General features: G+C 42.4%; 2 protein-coding genes. Both read right to left on the bottom strand.

Going from position 1 to position 1,998, the window contains the following annotated elements; translation table 11 throughout:
* A partial coding sequence (locus E1189_RS01880; RefSeq protein ID WP_155158384.1) for a TnsD family Tn7-like transposition protein occupies positions 1-1,442 on the bottom strand: 1,442 nt, incomplete at its 3' end.
* Between the two features lie 58 nt (positions 1,443-1,500).
* On the bottom strand, positions 1,501-1,998 hold a 498-nt coding region (locus tag E1189_RS23040), incomplete at its 5' end, for a hypothetical protein (RefSeq protein ID WP_196221034.1).

The raw sequence follows: 1,998 nt of genomic DNA, 5'->3' as shown, positions 1-1,998 counted from the left end.
GATGGAAGGTGATTAAGTAGCCATTCACGGTCTCGCCGATATAAAAACTTATATCCCGCATTCATACCAGCTTTGATCTCGGTTCTTGACTGTTTAGGATGAGATTTAAGGTACGTAAGAAGGTTTTTACGCTCTTTGGAAATACGATCATTGATATACTTTTCTCTTCCCGGCTTCCGTTCCATCTTAGCCTTCCAATCAGGGCTGAGCTTTAGCTCAACAGCCTTACGAATTATTACTCTTTGGGAAACAGACATGGCTTCCATCATTTGCGGGATGTTGTAACCCTGTTTAATCAGTGCTTTGAACTTGTTATTCCACACAGGGCCATAACTTAAAACATGGCCAGTGTAGTAGTTGTCTTTCTCTAGATTGCAGGAGAAACTAAATCCACATTTGCAACTGATGATGCCGTGAAGAGGGCCTGTCTTTTGATTTCGATGGGTGCTGCATAGAACTGCACTTTTTGAGTTAGGCTCAGGACAAAAAGGGTTTGGGCATGGGTAATTTGTGCTCACTTGCGCTATGGATGGTTTTGTTGGGGAGGGCTTTTCATCATGCCTCAAAAAGGTTCGCAAAAGAACATGGTACAAAGGAGGAAAGAAAGGACCATTCCGGTTTCTAGTTGTTATTCTTCTTAGCCAATGGTGTTTGTCAAAATCTGGCATGGCCCCGATACTTTCTAAAACTTCAGGAGTCCAGAAATCAATGAAGTTTTTAGCCAGCTTCTCTTGGTCGAGATACTTCCCTTGATTGAAGCCTTTGTTCAGTAGAGCTTTTCTGTAAGCTGATACTGTGATTAACTGCCGGTAATCTTTCAGCAAGGCGCTGCTGCTCTCTGCCACAGTGATAAGTTTGTCGCAAACTATGACCTTGCTTTGTCTGATATTTGGCTGTGCATATAGGCTGGCAGAGGCGTATAAAAGGTGGTGATGAGCCTGTTTGTCTACCTTTGAATTGAGTGTAGGGATGCTATGAAACGGGCAAACCAAAACACCAGGGAGCTGGTGAGTTCGATGCCAATAGGGCTCTCCCATATGTTTTTTATCATCATCAAGACAGGAGGGGCAATATCTAAGATATTGGAAATTTTTCACCTCCGTTGTGAGGGTTCCCAGCTTTCCGTAAACTCCAGTGTTAGTGGAGTTAAGCATTCTCTTTTTTACGATTTCAAGTCGCTGCTTTGGGACTGCCGATGAGTAGTATGGGAGTAGAGTGTGCTTCTTGATGATATCTTCTGGAGAATAAATTTGCAGAGGCAGTAGGTTCTCACAAAAGGATTGCAATCCAGTGGGTAGCCCATATATAGCGCAGGACGGAGATTCACCATAAAGACGTTGGGCGGTAAATTTGTACAGCCCGTTGGCTGACTGGTCATGATAGCGGGCTATCCAGCTATAGAAAGTCTCATCTGGATATGGTTTAGAAAATTTTAAAATCATCCTTGATTTTGTCGAGCTCCGTCTTGAGTTTGAATGTGTAGGTGCTGTATTTTTAAAATTATAAGTCGAGTTCTTTTACTAGATCATAACCTAATCCATGCTTAAATAAGATGTCTTGCACAAGCTTAGGGTCTTTTTTCTCCAACACTTCGGCAGTAAAGGCATCGAATTTTTCCAACGCACTATTTGGTATGTCAATCTGAGCACGCTCAACCTGTGGTGAAAGCCGGGTTGGTTTGTCGGGTTCCTTCTGCATTTGCTCGTAGATTTGGAGAGCCTTTATTACCAGCTCATGTTGAGGCTCGCCATTATACCCATCTAGAACTATTTTGATGATGTTTGATGTTTCTTTCTCGGGTACATTGGATTGTCGTAGGATTGCCGTTAGTTGTCCCTCCAAACCATGACGACGTTGAAAATCTGCAACAGCCTTTTCAATATCTGCACTAGGTTTGTATTTCTCTGATAGGTCCCGCATACGATATTTGGAAACGTCAATATCTTTCATTTTCTTGAGTTGTTGTTTATTTCCTGTTACTAAAGCCTGAATGTAAGG

It is taken from the genome of Parendozoicomonas verongulae (assembly GCF_009711465.1).
Lineage (GTDB): Bacteria > Pseudomonadota > Gammaproteobacteria > Pseudomonadales > Endozoicomonadaceae > Sansalvadorimonas > Sansalvadorimonas verongulae.
The sequence above is the reverse complement of the archived record's forward strand: the minus strand, read 5'-3'. Positions and strand labels throughout refer to the sequence as shown.